A 17417-nucleotide genomic window follows, 5' to 3' on the forward strand; every position below is an offset into this window, starting at 1 on the left:
ACATGCGTTTGGTTTTGCTGATTTCCTTTACCATGGTCGCTTTTGCGGCGAACTCGGTTCTGACACGGTTTGCCGTCGATGGCGGCTACATTGATCCCAGCAGCTTTGCCCTGATCCGCGTTTTGGCTGGCGCGGTTGTACTTAGCATGATTTTGTCAGTCAGGGGCGGCAGGATGCATTTGTTTGCGCGCGCGCGGTTCGTGGGGGCTTTCAGCCTGGCGGCTTACATGGCAGGATTTTCACTGGCCTACCTGACGCTGGACGCAGGCCTCGGCGCCTTGATCCTTTTTGGTGTCGTTCAGATGTCAATGTTTGCCTATGGCGCGGCCACCAATGCGCGACCCACATCGCGCCAGCTTGGTGGTGCATCGCTTGCGTTTTGTGGTCTGCTTTTTGCGCTCTGGCCTGGACCTGGGGGACAATCAGACCCGATTGGCGCCGGGTTCATGATCTTGGCGGGTTTGGGATGGGCGGCCTACACGATTTCGGGCCGTACCGCCGAAGATCCGCTGGCGGCGACAACGGCGAACTTCATCCTGTGCCTGCCGGTGCTCACCATCATACTGGCCGGGTTGGCGACCCATTCATCGCCCATCGGTTGGGCTCTAGCCATCATCTGCGGTGGCGTGACGTCCGGCCTTGGATATGCCTTGTGGTACCGGGTGTTGCCCCAGTTGCAGGGTAATACCGCCGCTGTGGTGCAATTGAGTGTCCCGATCATCGCGTTGCTGGGCGGTGCTGTTTTGCTGCGCGAGCCGGTATCTATTCTTGTTGTTATGGCGACGGTTCTGGTGATCAGCGGGATCGCCATCGCCGTCACATCACGATCGTCTCAAGTGGATCGTAGCTAAGCGCATCGGGGTCCGCAAAAGCGACTTGGGCAAGGCTGCTTGGCTTGAAATGAAGCCCTGCCATATCTTCCTGGGTTGCCCAGATATGATGCGTGACAATATTCTCCGGATCCTGCCAATCCGCTGAAATCCGGGATCCGCCGATGATCTTGCAGCGGAAAAATACCTCCACCTGATGAAATCCGCTGCGCGGGTCGTGAAACTCGTTAACAAGACATGGCGCCGTGACATCAACCCGCAGGCCGGTTTCTTCGTGGACTTCACGCGCCAGATTATCCGGTAAGGAGGCCCCGGGTTCGACACCGCCGCCGGGCGCGCAAAGCAGGGTGCTGCGCCCCTTTGGCCAGGCATTCACCAACAGCAGGCGCGCGTTATGAACAATCACTGCGCGGGCAGCCAGGCGAACAGGGTTTGGAGGCATAAATTCAGGTTCCGTTAAAAGCGCGTGACGTTACACTTTCGCAAGGCCAACAATGACACTATCTGAAGGAGCATGACCAGTACCGTGAGAATTCTTTTGGCCGCTTGTGCCGTCGTCTTGGCAGCAACCACAGCCAATGCGCGATGTGCCGTGCTCTTGCACGGGCTGGCGCGGACGGAGTTTTCATTTGCCCTGATGGAGACGGCTTTGATGGCCGAGGGCTATACCGTTGTGCGGCCCGGTTACCCCTCGACAACAGCGCCCGTGGCGGAGCTCGTTGCCCGGACCTTGCCCGATGCCATGGCCAAATGCGGCCCGCGGGGGCAGGTTGATTTCGTGACGCACTCCATGGGGGGGATCCTGTTGCGCCAATGGGTTGCGGATGCCAACCCGGATCGGATCGGTCGCGTGGTGATGCTTGCACCGCCCAATCAGGGCAGCGAGGTTGTGGACGCATTTTCCGATATCGAAGCCTTTGATTGGATCAATGGCCCAGCCGGTGCGCAATTGGGTACAGGGCCCGGAAATCTGCCACAACGCTTGCCGCCTGTGACTTTTGACCTCGGCGTGATTGCCGGGGACCAATCGCTTAATCCCTATTTTTCATCGCTGTTGCCGGGGCGGGACGATGGCAAGGTGTCGGTCGCTTCCACGCGCGTTGCTGGGATGAATGACCATATCGTTTTGCCCGTGACGCATACGTTCATGATGAACAATCCACGCGTGATTGCTCAAACGGTCTCCTTTCTGAATTCCGGTAAATTCGACCGGACGCTCACCTGGTTCGACGCGGTGCTGTCGCAACTTGGCTGCCCCGATGGCAGTTGCGTGCCGAGCGTGGGAGAGATGATTGGCCGACCTTAAGCTTCAAGGTGCGCAGGTTCTGGGCTCTGAGGGTCTCGCATGCGCCGACTTGGCTATTGCCGGTGATCTGATTGGCGAGGGATCGACCGGGCGCGCGGTGGACCTTGATGGCTTTTTGGTATTGCCGGGCATTGTGGACCTGCATGGTGACGGTTTTGAACGTCATCTTGCCCCGCGCCGGGGTGCCATGAAGGAAATGGCCGAAGGGATTGTCGCGACAGAGGCCGAGTTGGCCGCCAATGGGATCACGACGGCGGTGCTGGCGCAATTTGTCAGTTGGGAAGGGGGGCTGCGCGGTCCTGAATTCGCGGATCAGGTGTTTACTGCGATCCGGGATACAGCGCCTGCTCTGGTAACGGATTTACGCGCGCAGCTGCGGCTCGAAATCCACCTTTTGGACTTGTACGACGGCTTGCCGGAGCGCGTGACGGCATGGGGCGTCGACTACGTTGTGTTCAACGATCACCTGCCGCATGACCGGTTGTCGCAGGGTCGCAAACCGCCTCGTATGGTCGGGCAGGCGCTGAAGGCCGGGCGCAACCCGGACGACCATTTCGATATGATGATGCGACTGCACGCACAAGCCGACAAGGTCCCAGAGGCGCTGGACCGACTCTGCGCGCATTTGCATGAAAAAGCGGTGCGCATGGGCAGCCATGACGACGCCACGAAAGCGGCGCGTGATACCTGGCATCGTCGCGGCATCACGATTGCGGAATTCCCCGAAACTCTGGAAGCCGCAGAGGCGGCCAGGGGTGCAGGTGATGCGGTGATCCTCGGTGCGCCGAATGTGGTGCGCGGTGGCTCGCACAAGGGCAATGTGTCCGCGCTTGAGCTGATCGCCATGGGGCTGTGCGATGCGGTGGCCTCAGATTATCACTACCCAAGCCCGCGGCGCGCAGCGTTGATGCTTGCGAAATGCGGTGTGGCTGATTTTGCGACCTGCTGGCAACTGGTCTCCGAAGGGCCTGCGCGGGTTTTGGGATTACAAGATCGTGGCACGCTGCAGCCCGGCAAGCGGGCGGACATCGTGATTTTAGACGCCGAAACGCAGCGTGTCGCGGCAACCATGGCCGCTGGCAGGTTCAGCTATATGTCAGGTGAGATCGCGGCGCGCTTTATGTCCCTCTAGCGCGGGTTTTACGTAACGATCCGGTTTACATGGCCCATCTTGCGCCCCGGTTTTGTTTCGGCCTTTCCATAAAGATGCAGCGCGCAGTTTCGCTCTTTCGCCAGGGCCGCAACGCGGGCCATGTCCGCGCCAATGAGGTTTTCCATCGTCACATCCGCATGACGCGTCCCGTCGCCCAGCGGCCAGCCTGCGACCGCGCGGATATGCTGCTCAAACTGATCAACCGTGCATCCGTTTTGTGTCCAATGACCTGAATTATGTACCCTCGGCGCGATTTCATTCACGACCAATCCGCCACGCGTGACGAAGAGTTCAACCCCCAAGACCCCCACATACTCCAGAGCGTTCAGAACCTTGGCCGCCATCAAAACTGCATCCGTGCGCTGAGCTGCGGACAATCGTGCAGGCACGGTTGTGGTGTGTAAAATACCATTGCGGTGCACGTTTTCGCCGGGATCATAGCATGCGACATCTCCGTCCGGACTTCTGGCGGCGATGACCGAAACCTCATAATCGAAGTCGACGAAGCCTTCGAGAATACTCGAATTTCCGCCCATCTCGGCCCACGCCTGATCGACATCATCGAGCGATCCCAGGCGCGCCTGACCCTTGCCGTCGTATCCAAACCGGCGGGTTTTCAGGATTGCGGGAAGGCCGATGTCTCGCACTGCGGTTTCAAGCGCGTCGCAGGTCGGAATGTCGGTGAAGGGGGCAACGGTCAGGCCGAGATTTTGCAGAAATGTCTTTTCGGTGAGCCGATCCTGGCTGACCCGCAGCGCCTCGCGCCCTGGGCGGATCGGGGTGATCTCTTCGATGGTGTCCAATGCCGAGGTCGGAATGTTCTCGAACTCATATGTCACCACGTCGACGCTTTGGGCGAAGGCGGTCAAGGCGTCTATATCCTCATAAGACGCGGTTGTGACGCGGTCGGCCACCTGTCCGGCAGGCGGTGCGGCACCCGGCTCAAAGATATGCGTTTTTAACCCAAGTCTGGACGCCGCAACCGACAGCATCCGCCCCAGTTGTCCGCCCCCCAGAATGCCGATCGTGGCGCCGGTCTCCAATGGGTCAGTCATCCGTGGGAGCCTCGGGAATCGACGCAGATAGGGCTTCGCGCCAGGCATCCAGTCGCTGAGCTAAGGCATTATCCTGCAGCGCCAGGATGCCTGCGGCCATCAGAGCCGCATTGGCCGCGCCTGCTGCGCCAATGGCCATTGTCGCAACCGGGTATCCGCGCGGCATCTGCAAAATCGAATAAAGTGAATCCACACCCGAAAGCGCCTTGGTCTGGACCGGGACGCCAATCACCGGCACCCGCGTTTTCGATGCCATCATACCGGGCAAATGCGCGGCCCCGCCCGCGCCTGCGATGATCACCTGCAAACCGCGTGCAGCGGCCTTTTGGCCGTAGTCCCACAAGCGATCCGGGGTGCGGTGCGCCGAAACGATGCGGGTCTCATAAGGGATGGCCAATTCATCCAGCAGGTTGGCGGCTTCGCGCATCGTGGGCCAGTCGGACTGGCTGCCCATGATGATCCCAACAACGGGTGCGGTCATGTCAAAGGCTCCCCTGGCCCGATTTCTGGAAGCGGCACTATAGCCAAACGTGGGGCGTAGGCAATGCGTTGAAAATCTGCGTGAAAACGGCTCAGGCGATAATATCCGGGGTCAGCCGGTCTTCGATCTGTGCAATGATGTCCTTCAGCCGCAATTTGCGCTTTTTCAGCCGTTGCAGCGTCAATTGATCCCCCATCCCCTTGTCGACAAGGGCGTGAATCGCCTCATCCAGATCACGGTGCTCGCGGCGAAAGACGGCAAGCTCAACCCGCAGCACTTCGTCCGTTTTCATCGAAAGATCGGTTGGAGCATTCATGGGTGCGTGATTCCGTACAAGATATAGGTCTTATCATAAGCATTCACCATCAATACGCCTAGCCCTTGCGTCCGGCATGATTGCTACCCATATTCATACCAAAGGTCGCCATAACGGGGCCTTTATCTGACTGTCGCTTGACGAATAAGGACGTGTCGCATGACGAAGATGACCCTCGCTTCCTATCCCCATATGCTGGGGTTTGAACAGCTTGAGCGTTTGCTGGAACGCACCGCGAAATCCGGCAATGAAGGCTACCCGCCTTTTAATATTGAACAAACCTCCGACTATTCCTACCGGATCACGCTGGCGGTGGCGGGATTTGCCGAAGATGACCTGTCGATCACCGTGGAAGATCGCCAACTGGTGATCCGGGGGCGGCAGACAGATGACAGTGAAGGCCGCGTGTTTCTGCATCGCGGGATCGCAGCGCGCCAGTTTCAGCGCAGCTTCGTGCTCGCAGACGGTGTAGATGTCGGCGAAGCGATCATGGAAAACGGTCTGCTGCACGTGGACCTCAGCCGCGCCAAACCGCAGACGGTGGTGCAAACCATCAACATCAAGAAAGGGTGACGACATGCAAGAACCATTTGAAACAGCGCCAGCTGAAAATCGCATCGTCTACGTCAAAACAGTTGATGTGACCGAATTGCCCAGCGAAGTTCGCGATCAGGCGGGTGATCTGGACCATCTCTATGCGGTGCACGACAGCGATGGTCAACAACTGGCCCTGGTGGCGGATCGCGGCCTCGCCTTTCGCCTGGCACGGCAAAACGACTATGCGCCTGTGGCGGTGCATTGACGCCCGACCCGCAGGGTGAAATTGATGACAAAGGCCGCAGATCGCTGCGGCCTTTTTTGGTTTGGGGGTTGCCATGAGCTATGATTTCGATTGGGTGGATGCGTTTTCGGATGTTGTCTTTGGCGGCAACGGCTGCGCCGTCGTGCACGGAGGGGCCGATCTGCCCGATGCGGTTTGCATGGCCTATGTGCGCGAAACATCGCTGGTCGAATGCACATTCACCGGCCCATCCGATGTTGCGGACGTGCGGGTGCGGTATTTTCTGGCAAGTCGGGAGATCCCTTTTGCCGGTCATCCAACGGTTGCGACCGTTATGGCGCTGCGTGCGCGGGATCTGGTGACCGATGGCCCCTTGACGCTGGAGACGCAGGCCGGTGTCATTCCGGTCGAAGTGACAGGCGATCACGTGAAGATGACCCAGATCGCGCCGACATTCGGCCCAACAGTTCCCGCTGATATTGTGGCCGCGGTGGGTGGGGTCGCGCCCGACGACATCGTTGGACAGCCGCAGGTGGTCTCAACCGGCCTGCCATTTTGCGTCACTGTTCTCAAGGATCGCGCGACGCTGGAGCGGCTCAAATTTGACGTGGACGCCCTGCGCAGCTTCAGCACATTTCTGGGGCAACCAGACACGGATATGATGGAGCCGTTTTGGGTGACCCTGTCCGGGGCCACGGATCATGGCGATACGTTCAGCCGGCTGTTGCTGGCCCCGCCCAGCCCGCCGGAAGATGCCTTCACCGGCTCCGCCACCGGCGCGATGGCGGCCTATCTCTGGGCGCAGGGCATGATCCCTGAACCGGCTTTCGTGGCGGAGCAGGGGCATGGCATGGGCCGCCCGGGCAGGGCATCCGTCAAGGTCCTTGGGGAGCGCGATGCGATCACAGGTGTGGAAGTGTCTGGACAAGGCGCATTGGTGATGTCCGGTAAGGCATTCCTGTCTTAGCCAAATAAAAAAGCCGCCCGCATGGGTATGCGGGCGGCTTTCGATCTGCTGCAGGATCGATCAGACGCGACCGCTGATCAACCCCATGCTTTCCAGTTTCAACAACACCTGATGCGCGCAATTGTCGACCTCGACATTCTCGGTCTCGACGCTCAGTTCAGGATTCTGCGGCACATCATAGGGATCTGAAATGCCTGTGAATTCCTTGATTTTGCCTTCACGTGCCAGCTTGTAGAGCCCCTTGCGGTCCCGGCGTTCGCATTCTTCGATCGAGGTGGCCACGTGGACTTCGACAAAGGCGCCAAAGGCCTCGATGTCCTCGCGCACGGCCCGGCGTGTTGTCGCATAGGGCGCAATGGGCGCGCAGATCGCGATACCACCGTTTTTGGTGATCTCGGAGGCGACATAGCCAATGCGGCGAATGTTCAGATCGCGGTGTTCCTTGGAAAACCCAAGCTCGGAGCTGAGGTTTTTGCGCACCACGTCCCCATCCAGCAGCGTGACCGGACGGCCCCCCATCTCCATCAGCTTGACCATCAGCGCGTTGGCAATCGTGGATTTGCCGGAGCCAGAGAAACCTGTGAAGAACACAGTAAACCCTTGCTGGTCCCGTGGCGGCCGGGTGCGGCGCAGCTCGTTGACAACCTCTGGGAAGGAAAACCATTCAGGGATTTCCAGACCCTCGGCCAGACGGCGGCGCAGTTCCGTGCCCGAGATGTTGAGGATGGTGATGTCATCCTTGTCCTTGATCTCGTCCATGGGTTCGTATTGCGCACGTTCCTGGACCCAAACCATGTGTTTGAAGTCCACCATCTCGATGCCCATTTCCTCCTGATGCGCGCGGAACAGCTCCTGCGCGTCATAGGGGCCATAGAAATCGTCACCGGCGGAGTTCTTGCCGGGGCCCGCGTGATCACGCCCCACGATGAAATGGGTGCAGCCGTGGTTCTTCCGGATCAGACCGTGCCAGACTGCCTCGCGTGGGCCCGCCATGCGCATGGCAAGGTTCAGCAGTGACATCGACGTTGTTGCCGCCGGATACTTATCCAGCACCGCCTCGTAACAGCGCACGCGGGTAAAGTGATCGACGTCACCGGGCTTCGTCATGCCGACGACCGGGTGGATCAGCAGGTTGGCCTGGGCTTCGCGGGCCGCCCGGAAGGTCAGTTCCTGGTGCGCGCGGTGCAGCGGGTTCCGGGTCTGGAAGGCGACCACGCGGCGCCAACCCACCTTGCGGAAGAAGGCGCGCAATTCGTTTGGCGTGTCGCGACGGGCGCGAAAATCATAGTGCACGGGCTGTTGGATGCCGGTCACCGGACCGCCGAGGTAGATGTTGCCCGCTTGATTGTGCAGATAGTTCACGGCAGGGTGCGCATCGTCATCCGCGCCGAATACTTTTTCCGCTTCCTTGGCCTTGTTCGGCGTCCAGCGGTCGGTCACGGTCATGGTGGCGAGGATGACACCTTCCTGATCACGCAGCGCGATGTCCTGACCAATTTCCAACTGATCGGCAAAGGCGTCGTTTACATCCAGCGTGATCGGCATGGGCCAGAGCGCGCCATCCGCCATGCGCATGTTATCGACAACGCCATCGTAGTCTGCTTCCGTCAGGAACCCTTTGAGCGGGTTGAAGCCGCCGTTCATCAGCAGCTCAAGATCACAGATCTGACGGGGGGTCAGATCCCAGCTCAGCAGGTCGCCTGCTTCGCTCTTCAGCTTCTGCGCGGAGTCGTAGGAAACATAGAGCTCGGGGATCGGTGATAGGTTTGGTGTGGTCATCAAATTACTCGCTTAATAAAGGTGTGGCATTTCCCCCCAAAATGCCCTCGCGAGGCCTTTAACGCGTGTCGTGTGGCTCTTTCAAGTGGAGAGTGCGGCAAATTCTGGCAATTTGGCCAGCGGGCGCTGATTTCCGCACACCGCGAGTTCAGTGTCGCCTACGGCTTTGGCAGGGGCGCTATGCTTTGGTGAGAATCACCGGCAGACCCCCCTTGGGTTTGGGGATCGGCATGCGTTGCCACTCTGGCGCTTTGCCTGCCAGCTGCACCCGATGGTCGCGCAGTAGGGTCGCGACAAAGAGCTTCACCTGCATGGTGGAGAAATGCATGCCGATACACTTGTGTGCGCCACCGCCAAATGGGCTCCAGGCGAATTTATGGCTTTGATCTTCGTTGCGCCCCGGCGCGAACCTCTCGGGATCAAATTCGGTTGGGTCGGAAAAATGTTCAGGCGATAGCATCGTCACACCCGGGTTCAGCGTGATCGAGGTGCCAGCGGGAATGTCGAACCCCTGCCACTGGAAATCCTTCACCGCCAAGCGGGGGATAAAGGGCACGGGCGGCACCAGCCGCAGGGCTTCGCGGAAAACCAGATTGGTCTGCACCATCTTGCCCAGGGCATCTTCGTCCAACGGGCCGTCGCCTAGGTTTGCCACTTCCTGCGCCAGGCGATCCTGCCACGCCGGATGGGCGCCAAGCGCCGCGATCATGACGGAGAGCGCCGTGGCCGTGGTATCATGTGCTGCCATGATCAGCAGATTGAACTGATCGAGGATTTCATCCTCGCTCCACCCTTGGCCGTTTTCATCGGTGGCCAGACACATCTGCGAGAAGAAATCATCGCCGCCTTGCGCCCGACGCTCCGGGATCAGGGTGCGGAAGGTTTCACGCAAGAACCGCCGTCCACGCACACCGCGCCACATTGACGTGAAAGGGACGGGGCGTCGGATAACGGCAATCGCCGCTCTGATTTCGTCCTGAATGGCGCGGTTAACCTTATTCGCCAGGTCCCCATCCAGCGGCAGGCCCATGAAGACCGCGCCGCCCAACCGGAGGGTCAGGCTCTTGATGGCGGTGTAGAAACAGAACGCCTCTCCATCGGGCCATGTGTCCAGCAGAGTTTTCATCGCACCGGTCATGCGCACCCGGTAGTCGCGGATCGCCGCGGCACGAAAGGCCGCCTGCATGATCCGGCGATTGGCGCGATGGTGATCGAAATCCTGCAGCAGCAGACCGCCGGGGTAGATGCGTTGCAGTGCATCCCATCCGCCTTGGGATGAAAAGATGCGGTTCTTGTCCATCAGCACCATTTCCATCGCATCCGCACCGCAAAGGTTCACCCGCCAGACCCCCAGCATGTTGGTCTTGTACACCGACCCATAGCGCGCGATGTAATCCTGCTGCGTGCCATAGCTGTCACGGGCAATTTTCAGCGTGTGACCGATCAGCGGCAGGGCGGGCGGGCCGGGAATATGGGCCAGGGCGGCTTTGGTGGGCATGGGAGAGACCTCGTGGACATGGAGAAATCAGGGCGCGCCAAGGCGGGCACCGGCTGACTTATCCGGTCACGAAGTGAGAGGCGTCTTAATCCACCGTGCGCACGCAACACCACAGGGATTTCACGTGGGCATGGCGCGACAAGTAGCATCGCGCCGGGAGGTTTCCCGGCGTGTACTATCCGCTACAAATTCGGTGTGCCGCTATTCGGCAGCGCTGTTTGCAACCTCTGCGCCGTAGCCAAGGGGCAGGGAGGTATCGGCGTCCTCATGCTCGGCCAGAAACCGCTCCGCTTCCAGCGCGGCCATGCATCCCATACCCGCAGACGTCACCGCCTGACGGTATTTGTGGTCGGTCAGGTCACCCGCTGCAAAAACGCCCGGGATCGAGGTTTCCGTGCTGTCGGGTTTCGTGACGACATAGCCGCCCATATGGGTGTCCAGCACGTCCTTGACCAATTCGTTTGCGGGCGCGTGCCCGATGGCCACAAAGACCCCCTTGGCCGCAATTTCGGTGATTTCGCCGGTCTTGGTGTGCTTGACGCGGATGCCTTCCACGCCCAGCGGGCTTTCTGTACCGACAACCTCGTCCAACTCGTGAAACCACAGGGGTTCGATCTTGGGGTTTTTCATCAACCGGTCGATCAGGATTTTTTCCGCGCGCAACTCGTCGCGGCGGTGAACCAGCGTGACCTTGGAGGCAAAGTTGGTCAGAAACAGTGCTTCTTCCACAGCGGTATTGCCGCCGCCGATCACCGCGATTTCCTGTCCGCGATAAAAGAAACCATCACAGGTGGCGCAGGCCGACACGCCGAAGCCTTTGAACTTCTCTTCGCTGGGCAATCCCAGCCATTTGGCCCGCGCGCCGGTCGCCAGAATGACCGCATCGGCAATATAGGTTGTGCCGCTGTCGCCCCTGGCAACAAAGGGGCGTTGATCCAGGTTCAGATCGGTAATGATGTCGCCAATGATCTCGGTGCCCATGGCCTTGGCGTGCTCCTGCATGCGCACCATCAGGTCCGGGCCCTGCACTTCGGTGTCACCGGGCCAGTTCTCCACTTCCGTGGTGGTTGTCAACTGACCGCCTGGCTCGATCCCTTGTACAAGAATGGGGTTCAGCATGGCCCGGCTTGCATAGACGCCGGCGGTATAGCCTGCCGGTCCTGATCCGATGATGAGGACGCGTGTTTGTCTTGTCTCGGCCATAAGGACCCCCAAAGAATATCATAGCAGCGAGAACGGATATATAGTGGGGTGGGCCAAGCTTAAACCCCCCGCGTGCAGGCGTTGGTTGCAACCCGGCCTTGCATGTTTCGGCAATCGAGGAAAGAATCTTGCGCTGGAGCGAAAGAATATTGCGCATAGCTTGGGCAGTGTTATAACAACCGCAAATATTGGGGGTGAAATGGCTGGAACACGACTAGATCCGATTGACCGAAAAATCCTTGCAGAACTTCAGGCCGACGGACGTATGACCAATGTGGAATTGGCCAATCGTGTTGGCATCTCTGCGCCGCCCTGTTTGCGCCGCGTGCGCTCGCTCGAAGAGGCCGGGTATATCAAAGGCTACCATGCGGATGTCGATGCCCGCGAGTTGGGGTTCGAAGTGCAGGTGTTCGCGATGGTTGGCCTTGCGAGCCAGGCCGAATCCGATCTCACCGCTTTTGAGGACCGGTGCCGCGCTTGGCCGCTGGTGCGCGAGTGTCATATGCTGAACGGTGAGGTGGATTTCATCCTCAAATGCGCAGCACCTGACCTTTCGACGTTTCAGCGGTTTTTGACGGGCGACCTGCTGACCACGCCCAATGTCGAAAGCGTCAAGACCTCTTTGGTCATCCGTGGCGCAAAGGATGAACCCGGCGTGCCCTTTGAGGTGCTGGAAGAACGTCTCAGCAATTCGGCGTAATCGGGTTGTCAGGCGGCGGTCAGGTCATCTTCCACTGAGGCGCGTGCATAGTTCATCGGCCCGAAGTCGCTGACATGGCTGATTTGTGGAAAGACGGACATGAACACCGTGCGCAGGGTATGTGACAACAACCGCAGGGGGTTGGCGCCCGGATGATAGGTCTCTATCTCCAGACCACCTGCAATAACGGCTGCGTGACGCTGCAGGCACAGGTGAAACATGCGGATCGGTGTCGGCGGCGCGACCTCGATGACATTCACGCCATCGACAAATGCGCGGGCAGGGGTAAACACACGTTTTTCACCCACCTCGCTGCGTAAATGCGCAGGCGTCTGCAACAGGCGCGCTGCCGGGCCGAGGCTCAGGAAGCTGTCCGGCCTGCTGACCCCAAAACTATCGGCCATGATGCGTGTGAGCGGCGTGAAATTACCCTTGTCCGAGGGCATGAACGTAGAAGATCCAATCCACGAAATTTCACTGGATCCGCCGTCAGCGGTCAGCAAACGGTCACCAGGTTGCAAATCCTCGATCGCGATCGGGCCCTTGTCCGATTGCAAATTTGTCCCATGCGCAAAAGCGGAAAACGCCTCATCGAACAGGGGCAGACTGGGTATTTTGCGTTGTCCGATCACAATGCTGCCGTCGGCGCGCAGCGCTGCAATATCGGCGATGCGAACACCAAGAGTGTTTTGAGCGGGTTCAGACGGCACATCTGCAGACCGGGGGGATGCCGAACCAGTGGCATTGGGGAACTTGGACTTCATACAATCCGCTTTTCAAGTTGGTCGCATTCCATGTCGGCCCCACCGACGCACACGGAAAGGACGGGACGCGTGCTTTCGTGTTCTTTGATCTCTCAAAATACCTTCGTCGGTCAGAGCGTGTCAAAGAAGGGGCTCGATTGGCCGGGGCGGCGACATAGTTTTTGTGGTTTCACAGGGTTTGTTTCCCGTTATCTGCAAAGTTTGCCACATTCCAAACGAGAACGCCCCCGGCGATTCGAAGCTGGGGGCGTTTCCATTGGAGGGTTCTTTTTTCCAGAGATTACCCTGGAGGTGGCCTTCTTATTAGCCTGTTTTGCGTGATGTTTTCTGTGCCTCTGCGCGTTTTGCGACAAAGGCTGCCCGACGTTTGCCGCGTGCCCATGGCATTTCGACGTCTGCTTGCGCGGCCGCTTCGACGACTGATTTGATAAAGCGTTTATTGGTGTGCATCGGGTTTCCTGCTCAATGTTGATCTGGGCGTTTGCCTCTTGTTGATGATCAAACTGGCAGGCCATTCTGGCCGCTTTTTGACCAACTGAAAAAAATTTTCGAAAACTTTCGCTGTAATTCAGCAAATTGCGCAGAATTTGCCGCAATTGGTGTGCGCTCCTATTTTTAAGAGGAAAACGCCACATCAGGGGTTTGAATCGACGCCAATCATGCCAGAAGATGCGGATTGTTGACGCAGAATGCGGCGATGAAGCGGCGAGATGTGCCGAATTCTCGCCCAGATCACAGATGTTTCACAATGTGATGGCGGCAATCAGGCGACCGTAGTCCGCCTCTTTTTCATGTGTCGTGCGACGATAAGAATAAAAGCGATCCGGATCGGCGTAGGTGCAGTGTCGTGTCCATTCTGCGGACGCAATTCCGGCATTGCGCAAGCGGTGCAGCCCGTATCCGGGAAGGTCAAAGTGCATACGGTCCTCCCGGCCATTGGCAAAGAAACGCGCGTTGCCCGGATCATCGGCAAGAAAAATCTCGAAAAACTCAGGGCCGACTTCATAAGCGCGCTGGGAGATGGCGGGGCCAATTACCGCTACAGTCGCGTCGCGGCTCGCGCCCAGGGTACACATTGCGTCAATGGTCGCCTCTAGGATGCCTTCCAGGCTGCCGCGCCATCCCGCGTGGGCGGCACCGATGACGCCCGCGTCCGTATCGGCAAAGAGAACCGGCTGACAGTCGGCGGTCAGAATCGACAGGGCCAAACCCGGTGTGTTCGTGACCATCGCATCGGCGCGGGGCTTTTCCTCAAAGGTGTCCGCCACCGTGACAGCGGTTGCTGAATGCACCTGATGCACGCTGAGCAGATTTTCAGGCGGCACGCCCATGGCTTTGGCAACACGGGCGCGGTTGATCGCGACGATTTCGGATTGATCGGAACTGCCTTGCCCACAGTTCAGCCCGGCAAAAACGCCGGAAGATGCGCCACCGCGCCGCGTGAAAAAGCCATGTCGGACAGACGCGAGGCTTTCAGAGGTCAAAATTTCGAGCGTCATATCTCCAACCCAGGCGGCGGTGGGCTGTCTTGGGGAAACAGGCCAATTACTTTGAACAGGTTTCCCATTTCATCCCGGTGCGTCAAGCGTCGATGCGCGGCGATGTGCCGGTCGAGGGCGGCGCCGTTCAAACCCGCAGCCAACGCTTGCGCGCGCGGGGCAATCCCGAGGCGTTCCAGAAAAACGCCCTGCGGCGTCAGGCGGGTTGTCAGGCAGGGTGCTGCGACGGCCAGGGCTTCAAAATCCACATGTGCGGTGAGGTCCGCCCGACCAGGCTCCGCCAAGGGGTCAACCGGCTGATGGTCCTGCAGGGCCTGAAAGGTGTCACCCAGGCTGTGCCAATCGCCATAGTCGATGATCAGACCAGCCCCCCCATGCCGCGCGATCCGGCTGCCCAGCGCGTCGATTATTGGCGCCGCAAAGGGTGCATATTCGATCACGTCACCTGCGCGGGTGTCGCCCAGCCGGTCGGCGAGCGCGGGTTGCGGCAGTTCGGGGCCGAGGCCCAGCGTCAAAACCCCATCCTGCGCGCCGATCTGGGTTTCGCGCCAGTGGCTTTCAGCGCGCGTGAATTGCCGGATCGGCAATGCGTCGAAAAACTCGTTTGCCACGACAAACAGGGGACCGTCCGGGAGCGCGTCGACATGTGCCTTGTGGCTGACGCTATGGTCCGCCAGGGCCTGCCTTTGCAGGGCGGCGAGCGGCGCGGAGGCTTCGATGAGAACGATATCGGCGGCGTCATGAAACCCCGGGACAGCGCGCGTGGCACGCAGCAGATCCGCCATCAAGGTGCCACGACCCGGTCCCAGTTCAGCCAATGTGAACCGGTCGGGGCTCCCCTGGTCCATCCAGGCCTGCGCCAGACAAAGCCCGATGAGTTCCCCGAACATCTGACTGATCTCCGGTGCCGTGATAAAATCACCTGCTGCGCCGATGGGCAGGCCGGTTGTGTAATATCCAAACTCGGGATGTAGCAGACAGTCGGCCATGTAGTCGGCCAGAGAGATTGGACCCTGCGCGGTGATACGGGCACAAAGGCGGTCGCGCAGGCTCATGACATCCGGCGGGCTCTGGAAACAAGCCAAATGCCCAGCATGATCATGGGGAGCGAGAGGATTTGACCCATCGTCAGCCCCCATCCGCCAATATGCCATGCCAGTCCCAGCGGGTTGCCGTCTGTGATAAATTGAGCATCGGGCTGACGGACGAATTCGACCGCGAACCGCGCCATGCCATAGCCCGCAAAGAAGACGCCAGCCACCAGCCCCGGTGTTTTCAGTGCGCCGGAGCGCCAGACCAGCCAGATGAGGACTGCACCCAAAAGCAAGCCTTCAAGCGCCGCCTCGTAAAGTTGCGAGGGGTGGCGCGCGCAGATGCCGACCACATCCGGGCAGTATTGCGCAGCTTCGGTCGGGAAGGCCACGCCCCATGGCAGATCCGTCGGGCGGCCCCAAAGCTCGGCATTTATGAAATTCGCAATACGCCCCAGCAACAGCCCCGGCGGCACCCCCAATGCCATGATGTCGGCAGCACTCAGCCGGGGAATGCTATGGCGCCAAGTGTAGATCAAGCCGGCAAGGATCACGCCCAGCAGGCCACCGTGAAAAGCCATGCCGCCCTGCCAGACCGCGAGAATTTCACCCGGGTGCTGCAGATAATAGGCCGGTTGGTAAAAGGCGACGTAACCCAACCGTCCGCCGAGGATCACGCCAATAATCACCCAGGTCAGCAGATCTTCGATCTGTTGAGCCGTCATCACCGGGCTGTTGTCTTCCCAGAGGCGCTGTGTTCTGACCGCGCGCACCACCAGCCGCCAGCCGATCAGGATACCGACAATATAGGCCAGTGCGTACCAGCGCAGCGCCAGCTCGAAACCAAAAATGGAGATCGAAAAGATCTCCGGCGAGATGTCGGGGAAAGGCAGCAGAGCACGCATGGCGCATCCTTTCGGGCGGTGAGGCGTGGAAGTCAACCTTGCAGCAGCCGCAGTTTGCCACCATATACCATTTGTGAACAGCCGGAGGCGACAGATGCAAACGCGCAATAAGATTTTCGACGATATCTCGCAGTTGATGACAAATGCGATGGGCGTGGCGCAGGGTGCACGCGATGAGGCCGAAACCGCGATGAAGAGCATGATGGATCGCTGGCTTGCGGATCGTGATTTTGTGACGCGGGAAGAATTTGATGCGGTCCGCGCGATGGCGCAGAAAGCCCGCGAAGAAAACGAAGCGCTCAAGGCCCGTCTCGACGCGTTGGACGCGAAAGACTGACCCAAAATCTACCGTGATGACGCAGCACCAGCGGCCCTTTTGGCCGCTTTTTGGGTTAACCTCAGTTAAGATCTGGTTAAGCACGATTACCAATCGTTACGATTGGTGACATTTTGCGCCGAAATCCCAAACATCCACAACTTATTGCGGTTACCCACAAGAATAGGGGTTGCCACAGCGCATTTCACACCGCACCATATCTGGTATGGGCACGGGGGATCGCCCCGGTCTGTAGAGCAGGCGCCTAGCTTTGGGGCCGTCACCGGTCCGCAGCGCTAGCGCGATAAAAAGAGGTGGCATCATGGCCCTGTCAGAGCAGTATCTGGAAGACGATATTCACCCCATCGACATTGTAGAGCATCTTGCAACCCATCATGATTGGGATTTCGACCGTATTTCGGACGAGCAGATCGCGATGGCCGTGGAAGGTCAGTGGCGCACCTATTCCCTGACGCTGGCCTGGTCGGCCTATGACGAAACGCTGCGCATGATCTGCACCTTCGACATGGAGCCGCCAGAGGAAAAACTGCCCGAGCTATACGAGTTGCTCAATCACGTGAATGACCAGTGCTGGGCAGGTGCCTTTACCTACTGGGACGAACAAAAGCTGATGGTCTACCGCTATGGCCTGGTGCTGGCGGGTGGTCATGTGGCCAGCGCCGATCAGATCGATACCATGATCGGGGCTGCGGTGATGAGTGCTGAGCGGTACTATCCCGCGATGCAATTGCTGGTCTGGGGCAACCAGACACCAACGCAGGCGCTGCAGGTCGCCATTGCAGAGGCTTACGGTCGCGCGTAACACTCACCCC

General features: G+C 59.3%; 20 protein-coding genes. 9 read left to right on the forward strand and 11 right to left on the reverse strand.

The window, feature by feature from the left end; all coding sequences use genetic code 11:
* Positions 1-2 precede the first annotated feature (2 nt).
* Entirely contained in the window at positions 3-851 is an 849-nt protein-coding gene (locus Q1A20_RS08120) for a DMT family transporter (RefSeq protein WP_299916713.1), read from the forward strand.
* Here the strand turns inward: Q1A20_RS08120 and Q1A20_RS08125 are convergent.
* Positions 817-1272: an NUDIX hydrolase gene (locus Q1A20_RS08125; RefSeq protein ID WP_299916714.1), complete on the reverse strand. Its 456-nt coding sequence runs from the start codon at positions 1270-1272 to the stop codon at positions 817-819. The genes Q1A20_RS08120 and Q1A20_RS08125 overlap by 35 nt on opposite strands.
* Positions 1273-1344: 72 nt before the next feature.
* Here Q1A20_RS08125 and Q1A20_RS08130 point away from each other — a divergent pair, with 72 nt between their 5' ends.
* Together Q1A20_RS08130 and Q1A20_RS08135 are read left to right on the forward strand one after the other, a co-directional pair.
* Positions 1345-2136: an alpha/beta fold hydrolase gene (locus Q1A20_RS08130; RefSeq protein ID WP_298973879.1), complete on the forward strand. Its 792-nt coding sequence runs from the start codon at positions 1345-1347 to the stop codon at positions 2134-2136.
* Positions 2123-3268, forward strand: a complete 1146-nt coding sequence (locus tag Q1A20_RS08135) for an alpha-D-ribose 1-methylphosphonate 5-triphosphate diphosphatase (RefSeq protein WP_299916715.1) — start codon at positions 2123-2125, stop codon at positions 3266-3268. The genes Q1A20_RS08130 and Q1A20_RS08135 overlap by 14 nt, the downstream gene beginning before the upstream one ends.
* An 8-nt stretch (positions 3269-3276) precedes the next feature.
* On the opposite strand, the gene Q1A20_RS08140 is transcribed toward Q1A20_RS08135, so the two are convergent.
* The 3 genes from Q1A20_RS08140 to Q1A20_RS08150 all read right to left on the reverse strand — a co-directional run bounded on the left by Q1A20_RS08140 (position 3277) and on the right by Q1A20_RS08150 (position 5141).
* A complete protein-coding gene (locus Q1A20_RS08140) occupies positions 3277-4344 on the reverse strand; it encodes a 5-(carboxyamino)imidazole ribonucleotide synthase (RefSeq protein ID WP_299916716.1) in 1068 nt (355 codons plus the stop codon).
* Positions 4337-4825 (reverse strand): 5-(carboxyamino)imidazole ribonucleotide mutase, encoded by a 489-nt coding sequence (gene purE, locus Q1A20_RS08145; protein WP_299916717.1) that lies wholly within the window; start codon positions 4823-4825, stop codon positions 4337-4339. The genes Q1A20_RS08140 and purE overlap by 8 nt, the downstream gene beginning before the upstream one ends.
* Positions 4826-4916: 91 nt before the next feature.
* Entirely contained in the window at positions 4917-5141 is a 225-nt protein-coding gene (locus tag Q1A20_RS08150) for a DUF465 domain-containing protein (RefSeq protein ID WP_298973872.1), read from the reverse strand.
* Between the two features lie 159 nt (positions 5142-5300).
* Here Q1A20_RS08150 and Q1A20_RS08155 point away from each other — a divergent pair, with 159 nt between their 5' ends.
* The 3 genes from Q1A20_RS08155 (at position 5301) to Q1A20_RS08165 (ending at position 6889) form a co-directional block, all read left to right on the forward strand.
* On the forward strand, positions 5301-5714 hold the full coding sequence (locus Q1A20_RS08155) for an Hsp20 family protein (RefSeq protein WP_298973870.1): 414 nt from the start codon (positions 5301-5303) through the stop codon (positions 5712-5714).
* Between the two features lie 4 nt (positions 5715-5718).
* Positions 5719-5943, forward strand: coding sequence for a DUF1150 family protein (locus Q1A20_RS08160; RefSeq protein WP_298973868.1), 225 nt, complete (start codon positions 5719-5721; stop codon positions 5941-5943).
* Between the two features lie 73 nt (positions 5944-6016).
* Positions 6017-6889 carry a PhzF family phenazine biosynthesis protein gene (locus tag Q1A20_RS08165; protein WP_299402806.1) on the forward strand — a complete coding sequence of 291 codons (873 nt, stop codon included), beginning with the start codon at positions 6017-6019 and terminating at the stop codon, positions 6887-6889.
* A 60-nt stretch (positions 6890-6949) separates the two neighbouring features.
* On the opposite strand, the gene Q1A20_RS08170 is transcribed toward Q1A20_RS08165, so the two are convergent.
* The 3 genes from Q1A20_RS08170 to trxB form a co-directional block, all read right to left on the reverse strand.
* Positions 6950-8668 carry a bifunctional sulfate adenylyltransferase/adenylylsulfate kinase gene (locus Q1A20_RS08170; RefSeq protein ID WP_298973864.1) on the reverse strand — a complete coding sequence of 573 codons (1719 nt, stop codon included), beginning with the start codon at positions 8666-8668 and terminating at the stop codon, positions 6950-6952.
* A gap of 178 nt (positions 8669-8846) precedes the next feature.
* A complete protein-coding gene (locus tag Q1A20_RS08175) occupies positions 8847-10166 on the reverse strand; it encodes a cytochrome P450 (RefSeq protein ID WP_299402808.1) in 1320 nt (439 codons plus the stop codon).
* Between the two features lie 201 nt (positions 10167-10367).
* Positions 10368-11369 carry a thioredoxin-disulfide reductase gene (gene trxB, locus Q1A20_RS08180; RefSeq protein WP_299402810.1) on the reverse strand — a complete coding sequence of 334 codons (1002 nt, stop codon included), beginning with the start codon at positions 11367-11369 and terminating at the stop codon, positions 10368-10370.
* A 199-nt stretch (positions 11370-11568) separates the two neighbouring features.
* Here trxB and Q1A20_RS08185 point away from each other — a divergent pair, with 199 nt between their 5' ends.
* Positions 11569-12069, forward strand: coding sequence for an Lrp/AsnC family transcriptional regulator (locus Q1A20_RS08185; RefSeq protein ID WP_298973858.1), 501 nt, complete (start codon positions 11569-11571; stop codon positions 12067-12069).
* Positions 12070-12077: 8 nt separating this feature from the next.
* Here Q1A20_RS08185 and Q1A20_RS08190 read toward each other — a convergent pair whose 3' ends face one another.
* From Q1A20_RS08190 to lgt, 4 genes are all read right to left on the reverse strand, one after another.
* Positions 12078-12833, reverse strand: coding sequence for a Hint domain-containing protein (locus Q1A20_RS08190; protein ID WP_299916718.1), 756 nt, complete (start codon positions 12831-12833; stop codon positions 12078-12080).
* A gap of 743 nt (positions 12834-13576) precedes the next feature.
* The gene (gene pgeF, locus Q1A20_RS08195) at positions 13577-14332 is read right to left on the reverse strand and encodes a peptidoglycan editing factor PgeF (RefSeq protein ID WP_299402812.1); all 756 of its coding nucleotides are present in this window, start codon (positions 14330-14332) and stop codon (positions 13577-13579) included.
* On the reverse strand, positions 14329-15387 hold the full coding sequence (locus Q1A20_RS08200; protein ID WP_299402813.1) for an SAM-dependent methyltransferase: 1059 nt from the start codon (positions 15385-15387) through the stop codon (positions 14329-14331). The genes pgeF and Q1A20_RS08200 overlap by 4 nt, the downstream gene beginning before the upstream one ends.
* Complete coding sequence (lgt, locus tag Q1A20_RS08205; RefSeq protein WP_299402815.1) at positions 15384-16268, reverse strand: prolipoprotein diacylglyceryl transferase; 885 nt, start codon at positions 16266-16268, stop codon at positions 15384-15386. The genes Q1A20_RS08200 and lgt overlap by 4 nt, the downstream gene beginning before the upstream one ends.
* Before the next feature lie 94 nt (positions 16269-16362).
* Between lgt and Q1A20_RS08210 the strand changes: the two genes are divergently transcribed.
* On the forward strand, positions 16363-16605 hold the full coding sequence (locus Q1A20_RS08210; protein WP_298973853.1) for an accessory factor UbiK family protein: 243 nt from the start codon (positions 16363-16365) through the stop codon (positions 16603-16605).
* Between the two features lie 301 nt (positions 16606-16906).
* Positions 16907-17407: a YbjN domain-containing protein gene (locus Q1A20_RS08215; protein WP_298973852.1), complete on the forward strand. Its 501-nt coding sequence runs from the start codon at positions 16907-16909 to the stop codon at positions 17405-17407.
* Positions 17408-17417 lie beyond the last annotated feature (10 nt).

This window comes from uncultured Roseobacter sp., assembly GCF_947501835.1.
Lineage (GTDB): Bacteria > Pseudomonadota > Alphaproteobacteria > Rhodobacterales > Rhodobacteraceae > Roseobacter.

Coding starts and splice junctions, on each gene's coding strand:
- trxB (WP_299402810.1), bottom strand. CDS start 11,369: ATGGCCGAGACAAGACAAACACGCGTCCTCATCATCGGATCAGGACCG.
- Q1A20_RS08215 (WP_298973852.1), top strand. CDS start 16,907: ATGGCCCTGTCAGAGCAGTATCTGGAAGACGATATTCACCCCATCGAC.
- Q1A20_RS08160 (WP_298973868.1), top strand. CDS start 5,719: ATGCAAGAACCATTTGAAACAGCGCCAGCTGAAAATCGCATCGTCTAC.
- purE (WP_299916717.1), bottom strand. CDS start 4,825: ATGACCGCACCCGTTGTTGGGATCATCATGGGCAGCCAGTCCGACTGG.
- Q1A20_RS08120 (WP_299916713.1), top strand. CDS start 3: ATGCGTTTGGTTTTGCTGATTTCCTTTACCATGGTCGCTTTTGCGGCG.
- Q1A20_RS08130 (WP_298973879.1), top strand. CDS start 1,345: ATGACCAGTACCGTGAGAATTCTTTTGGCCGCTTGTGCCGTCGTCTTG.
- Q1A20_RS08190 (WP_299916718.1), bottom strand. CDS start 12,833: ATGAAGTCCAAGTTCCCCAATGCCACTGGTTCGGCATCCCCCCGGTCT.
- Q1A20_RS08165 (WP_299402806.1), top strand. CDS start 6,017: ATGAGCTATGATTTCGATTGGGTGGATGCGTTTTCGGATGTTGTCTTT.
- Q1A20_RS08140 (WP_299916716.1), bottom strand. CDS start 4,344: ATGACTGACCCATTGGAGACCGGCGCCACGATCGGCATTCTGGGGGGC.
- Q1A20_RS08175 (WP_299402808.1), bottom strand. CDS start 10,166: ATGCCCACCAAAGCCGCCCTGGCCCATATTCCCGGCCCGCCCGCCCTG.
- Q1A20_RS08125 (WP_299916714.1), bottom strand. CDS start 1,272: ATGCCTCCAAACCCTGTTCGCCTGGCTGCCCGCGCAGTGATTGTTCAT.
- Q1A20_RS08200 (WP_299402813.1), bottom strand. CDS start 15,387: ATGAGCCTGCGCGACCGCCTTTGTGCCCGTATCACCGCGCAGGGTCCA.
- Q1A20_RS08210 (WP_298973853.1), top strand. CDS start 16,363: ATGCAAACGCGCAATAAGATTTTCGACGATATCTCGCAGTTGATGACA.
- Q1A20_RS08170 (WP_298973864.1), bottom strand. CDS start 8,668: ATGACCACACCAAACCTATCACCGATCCCCGAGCTCTATGTTTCCTAC.
- Q1A20_RS08155 (WP_298973870.1), top strand. CDS start 5,301: ATGACGAAGATGACCCTCGCTTCCTATCCCCATATGCTGGGGTTTGAA.
- lgt (WP_299402815.1), bottom strand. CDS start 16,268: ATGCGTGCTCTGCTGCCTTTCCCCGACATCTCGCCGGAGATCTTTTCG.
- Q1A20_RS08150 (WP_298973872.1), bottom strand. CDS start 5,141: ATGAATGCTCCAACCGATCTTTCGATGAAAACGGACGAAGTGCTGCGG.
- Q1A20_RS08185 (WP_298973858.1), top strand. CDS start 11,569: ATGGCTGGAACACGACTAGATCCGATTGACCGAAAAATCCTTGCAGAA.
- pgeF (WP_299402812.1), bottom strand. CDS start 14,332: ATGACGCTCGAAATTTTGACCTCTGAAAGCCTCGCGTCTGTCCGACAT.